A 5,685-nucleotide genomic window follows, 5' to 3' on the forward strand; every position below is an offset into this window, starting at 1 on the left:
CGACCCGGTCAGTCGCTCTGCGCCCCCTTGGGGAGCGTACGGAGCCGCATGGTCTCGGCGCTGCTCGAACCGAACCCGTAGTCCAGGATCTGCGCCGCGTCGGCGTACCGGTCGGTGCTGTTCAGGACCGTCCCGATGAAGGTCTTGTCACCACGGGTGGCCGAGAACACCAGGCAGTCGCCCGCCGGTGTGGTCGTGCCGGTCTTGATGCCGGTGACACCCTCGTACGAGCCGAGCAGCTGGTTCGTGTTGGTCCAGGTGTACGTGCGCGTCCGGCCGTTCGCGGCGGGGGCGTCGCCCTTGTACTCCTTGGCCTTCACGACTGTGCGGAAGGTGTCGTTCTGCATCGCGTGCCGGGCCAGCTGCGCCAGCTCGGAGGGGGTGCTGACATCGGACCCGACACCGTCGAACGAGTCGAACTCGGTCTTCTCGAGGTGGAGCTCGTCGGCCTTCTCGTTCATCTTCGAGATGAACGAGGCGGTCCGCTCGGTGCTGGTGGCGCCGGTGCCGAACGTGTCGGCGAGGGCGAAGGCGGCGTCGGCGCCGGAAGGGAGCATGGACGCGTAGAGCAGCTGACGGACGGTGAGCTTGTCACCGGTCTGGAGGTCCGCGGTGCTGGAGCCGTGCTCGGTGACGTAGTCGCGGTACTCCTGCTGGACGGGTACCTGGCGCTCCAGGTCGACGCCCGTGGTGTCGAGCACCACGGAGGCGGTCATGATCTTCGCCGTGCTGGCGATGGGGCGGGGGGTGTCCGCCTCCTTGCCGTAGACGGTCTCGCCGCTCGCGCCGTCCACCAGCACGGCGCCCAGGGCGGCGACGGTCGGTTCGGGCTGGGCGGGCACGGCGGCCTGGGCGACCAGTGGGGAGAGTGCGAGCAGTGTGCCACCGGCGACGGCGGCTGCGGCTCTGCGCGTGGTCAGAATGGCAGTCAAGGAGAAACGCTCCGTATCTGCTGTGCTTGTCGTGCAGTTGTGGTGCTGAAGGGGCCTGTGGGGAAAGCGTGCCCCTTACATAGAGCGCTGGAAGGGGTCGGTCGGTTGCCTCGGGACCTCGTCGGATCTCAGGCGAGCCACGTGTCCAGCCAGGTGTACACCTCGGCCTGCATCGCGGAGGTGAAGGCATGGCCGGTGTCCGGCCAGACTCGGGTGGTGAGCCGGTCGCCCGCTCCCTGCGACTCCCAGACCGCGCGCAGCTTCGCGTACGCCGCCTCCACCCCGGCCGCCGTGAAGAGGTGGTCCCGGCCGCCGGCGTGGAACAGGGCGGGCTTGGGGGCGGCGAGTGACGCCACGTCCGGGATGTCGAGATGGCGGTGCAGCCCCGGGTGGAGCATGAAGTACGCGGACTGGCCGCGCAGGGCGTTGTCGCCCGGCACCATCATCTCCTTGAGCCCCGTCATCCAGCAGACGGCAGCCGCCGCCCGGACTCCGTCGGACAGGGCGGACAGCTGCCAGGCGCGGTAGGCGCCCATGGAGAATCCCAGTGCGCCGACACGTAGTCCGTCCACCTCGGGCAGTGAGGCGAGGAAGGCCGCGGCCCGGATGTCCTCGTGGGCGGCGAGGCCGGCGGGCGAGGTGCCCAGTTGAAGGAGGTTGGCGGCCAGGGCCTGCTGGTCCTCGTATGCGAGCGGGCCTCTGTCTCCCCAGCCCAGCGTGTCCACGGCGAGCACGACGTAGCCGCGGGCGGCCAGTTCGTCGCCGACGAACCGGCCGTCGTAGTGCTTGTCCGCCCATGCCGCGGCGCACGCGAGACGGTCCGGATCCGACCTGGGCCGTACGGCCTTCTCCCGGCCGATCGTGAACTCGGCCCCGTGGTCGTGCAGGATCAGCACCGCGGGGAAGGGCCCCGTCCCGTGCGGCACCAGCAGGGAGCCGCGCGCCCGCCCGTAGCGGCTGAGGGCGAACTCCACGGTGCGCGCGGTGTACGGGCCGGCGGGGCACTCCTCGACGGTCACCGGGTCGAACGGCTCGGGACCGGGAGCGAGCGGCTGGAGCAGTGACTCCCCGACCACGGCGCGCGCCTGCGCACGCCAGGCCGGGAAGTCACGGGTCTCGGACCTCTCCCAGGAGAGCGGGAACGTGAGTTCGTCCCTGAGCCGCTCGTAGAAGGCGGGGAGCACCCGCTGGGTGATCCCCAGGTTCATGCGTGAGGGCGCCAGTCGCCCAGCCAGTCGGCGGGCGTGTGCGCGCGGGCCTCGGACGCGGTCAACTGCGGACGGTTCCCGGGGACGGTGATGCGCGCGCCGGGACCGGTGTTGCGGTACTCGGCGAAGCGCTGGTCCTGCCAGGGGAAGCCCGCGGACATCGTGCCGTACGGCGTGACCGCGTCGATGCCCGCGCCGAGGTGGCTGTCGCGGACTGTGAGCATCGGGTGTGCGGTGAGGTCGGAGGAGGGCACCCAGGGGCGGGCCAGCTTGTAGTACGCGTCGGGGGCGGTGCTGGTGACCCGGGAACGCAGGACCAGATAGCCGCGCGGGTTGGCCCCGGCGGTGCTGGGCGCGAAGACGAAGCCGTAAGGGGCCGAGGCGAGGTCGGTGCGCGTCAGGGTGCGGAAGTAGCAGCGGTCGTAGACGGCGGTGGCGCGGCCGAAGACGAAGTCGACGTCTCCTTCCACGTAGCAGTCGCGGTAGTACTGGCGGGCGAATGAGGTGAGGGCGAGGGAGTCGGCGTACAGGGTGTCCTGGTGGCCGAGGAACCGGCAGCCGTAGAACGCCGAGCGGTCGCCCTGCACCTTGATCGCGACGGCCTGGGTGCCGGTGTACTCCGGGTTGTCGGAGCGCAGCCAGTCGTTGGCGAAGGTCACGTCGCGGGCGGTGAAACCGGCGGCCTGGACCGTGACGGTGGCCGATCCGCTGGTGCCGTAGGTGCCGGACCCGTCGGGCTTGGGCGTACCGGCCGCGGTGTCGTGGACGACGACCGTGTCGCGGGGGTCGCCGCTCGCGCCGATCAGCGTGAGCTCCGCCCGGGCGGCGGTGACGAGGACCCTGCCGCGGTAGGTACCGGGGGCGAGCACCAGGGTGTGGCCGGTGCCGGATGCGGCGTCGACGGCGGACTGCACGTCGGTGTGGTCGCCCCTGCCGTGCGGGTCGACGTACAGCGTCAGGGCGTCGAGCCGCCGGGACGGCGAACCGTAACGGCCGAAGGGGCGGGGGTGCGTGGGCCGGGCGTGGGCGGCGGGTGTGCCGAGGGCGAGGGCGGCGCCCGCACCCGCGAGCAGGGTCAGCGCACTGCGTCTGCTGGGCATGGCGGTACTCCTTTGCGGGGTGGTGGGGCCGGAGCGGCGCTCTCCGGGGTGCTGGAGAGGTGCGGTGCCGCTCCGGCCCGGTTCGGGTGAGCTCAGCAGCCGGGTGCCTTGCCGGCTCCCGCCTTGTGGTCCACCAGGCCGGGGACGGCGCGCGGGCTGTCGGTCTTCGTGCGCAGCGTCGGGGTCCAGCCGGCGCCCTCGGTGAGCTGCTCGGCGGGCACGCCCGCGTTGTGCACGGCGATCAGGTCGGTCTTCCGCCCGTTGACGTAGTTGTCCTCCGCCGTGAGGGAGGACTCGGACCACTTCTTGAGGATGGTGGCCTTGTCGAAGCCGGCGGGCACGGTGAAGGCGTTGTGCTCCGCGACGAGCTCGGACTCGGCGCCGATGCCGTAGGTGTAGCCGTAGGCGGCGCCCTCGGTGGCGACGAAGTGGTTGTTGTACGAGTCGACCTGGCCGAAGCGGACGCGGGGCGCGCGCTCCTTCACGTCCTTGAAGAGGTTGTGGTGCAGCGTCACGCGGAGCCTGCCCCGGTCGCTCGCCCCGGCGCCGTCGCTGTTGCCGATGAGCATGGTCTTGTCGTGGTCCTTGAGGACGTTCCACGACACGGTGACGAGGTCGGCACCGCGCACGATGTCGAAGAGGCCGTCGTGCTGCTGGTAGATCTGGCCGAAGTACGAGGGCTGGTCGGCGTCGGGGCGGTCGCCGTCGCTGAAGGTGTTGTGGTCGACCCAGACGTGGCTGGAGCCGTAGACGACGAGGTTGTCGTACTCGGAGTTCCAGGCGCCCTTGTCACCGTCGGTGGGGTCCCACTGGGGGAAGCAGTCGTAGGTGTCCTCGAAGGAGATGTTGCGGACGATGACGTTGGAGACGTTCTTCACCTGGAGGCTGGCGCCGATGATCGTGGCGTCCTTGCCGACGCCGACGAGCGTGGTGTTGGACGGGACGTTCACGTTGACCGCGGCGGCCTGCAGCTTCGCCGACGCGACGCGGGCGTCCTCCAGCGGGCCCGACGGGACCTCTTCGGTGCCCCAGACGGCCGGGTCGTAGGCGGCGAGGTACTTCTCCAGCGTGTAGCCGTCCTGCTGGTACGCCTCGCAGCCGATCGGGGTGCCGGCGGCATCGGAGTTGCCGTGGACGGTTCCGGCGATCCTGACGATCTTCGGAGCGTCGCCCGCGTCCTCGAAGGCGGCGATGAGCTCGGCCCGGTTGGACACGGTGTAGACGTGGTCGGGGGTGGCCGCGGCGCCGCCCGTGGTGGAGCCCTCGGAGGCGGCCCAGCCGTCGCCGGAGGGAAGCACTGCGCGATCGATTCCCCTGCCGTGGTGGGAGGCGGCCTGGGCGGGGAGGCTCACGGCGAGGGCCAGTGAGGCGCAGCCCATCACCACGGCGATGGCGCGGACATGTCTCATGCGTGCGGGCATGGCGAATCCTTAACTGTCGTACGCGGAAATGCGCGGGTGTACGCGGGTATGCGGGAAAGCGGCGCGACGACGCGCGGAGGGTGCGGAAGGTGCGGAAGGTGCGGAAGGCGCGGAGGGGATCAGGCCTTCGGCCAGGTGATCCACGCCCCGGGCACCGGCTCGTCGAGGCGGCGCAGGTCGCGCGGGGCGAGCGTGCGCGCGTCCAGCAGGGCGCGGGCGGTCGTCCTGGCCACCTCGACTGCGCCGTCGGGCCGGAAGTGGGTGTTGTCCTGCTTGCCGTCGGGGTAGTTCGGTGACTCGCCCGGCTCCAGCCAGTTGAAGTACGCCAGGGTCCCGTCGGGGCCGAGCTCCTGCCAGCGGGCCAGGGAGAGCGCCTGGACGTCGAGCAGGGTCACGCCCTCCTCGGACGCCAGGGCGCGCATCGCGGCGGGGTACTCGCCGTGGGTGGGCTTCGCGGTGCCGTCCTCGGCGAAGCGGCGGCGCTCGACCGGGGTGATCAGCACGGGCTCCGCGCGCCGGGCGCGGGCTCCCTCGACGTACTGGCGCAGGTATTCCTGGTAGGTGGTGTACGGGTCGGTGCCGCGGGCGGGGTCCTCGGTCTTCTCGTCGTTGTGCCCGAACTGGATGAGGACGAGATCGCCCGGGCGGACGCCGTCCAGGAGGGTGGCGAGACGGCCCTCGTCGATGAAGCTCTTGGAACTCCGGCCGTTCACCGCGTGGTTGGCGACGGTGAGCGCACGGCCGAGGAAGAAGGGCAGGGCCATGCCCCAGCCGGTCTCGGGCGCGGCGTCGGCGTACTTCTGGGCCGCCGTGGAGTCGCCGGCGATGTGGAGTGTCCGGGGCCGGGGCCTGCCCGCGCCACCGCCGCCGTGCGCGAGTGCGGGGGTGGCGCCGAGGGCGAGGGGCAGCGCGAGGAGCGCGGCTGCCGTCCGTCTGCGGGTGAGTGACACAGGATGACTGCCTCTCTCGGGGGACAAACGTGAGGTGGTGCGCGTAGAGAGGGGGCCGGCGGCGGGGTGCGACC

At 71.5% G+C, this 5,685-nt stretch carries 5 protein-coding genes; all 5 read right to left on the minus strand.

The window, feature by feature from the left end; all coding sequences use genetic code 11:
* Positions 1 to 8: 8 nt before the first annotated feature.
* Positions 9 to 932 carry a D-alanyl-D-alanine carboxypeptidase family protein gene (locus tag ACFWFI_RS40495; RefSeq protein ID WP_387400609.1) on the minus strand — a complete coding sequence of 308 codons (924 nt, stop codon included), beginning with the start codon at positions 930 to 932 and terminating at the stop codon, positions 9 to 11.
* A gap of 128 nt (positions 933 to 1,060) precedes the next feature.
* Complete coding sequence (locus ACFWFI_RS40500; protein WP_387400611.1) at positions 1,061 to 2,140, minus strand: dienelactone hydrolase family protein; 1,080 nt, start codon at positions 2,138 to 2,140, stop codon at positions 1,061 to 1,063.
* The gene (locus ACFWFI_RS40505) at positions 2,137 to 3,240 is read right to left on the minus strand and encodes a pectinesterase family protein (RefSeq protein ID WP_387400613.1); all 1,104 of its coding nucleotides are present in this window, start codon (positions 3,238 to 3,240) and stop codon (positions 2,137 to 2,139) included. Before ACFWFI_RS40505 ends, ACFWFI_RS40500 begins: the two co-directional genes overlap by 4 nt.
* Positions 3,241 to 3,332: 92 nt before the next feature.
* Complete coding sequence (locus ACFWFI_RS40510; RefSeq protein WP_387400615.1) at positions 3,333 to 4,661, minus strand: pectate lyase family protein; 1,329 nt, start codon at positions 4,659 to 4,661, stop codon at positions 3,333 to 3,335.
* 119 nt (positions 4,662 to 4,780) lie between these two features.
* Positions 4,781 to 5,611, minus strand: a complete 831-nt coding sequence (locus ACFWFI_RS40515) for a rhamnogalacturonan acetylesterase (protein WP_387400617.1) — start codon at positions 5,609 to 5,611, stop codon at positions 4,781 to 4,783.
* Positions 5,612 to 5,685 lie beyond the last annotated feature (74 nt).

The sequence above is a fragment of the Streptomyces sp. NPDC060209 genome (assembly GCF_042728155.1).
Classification (GTDB): domain Bacteria; phylum Actinomycetota; class Actinomycetes; order Streptomycetales; family Streptomycetaceae; genus Streptomyces.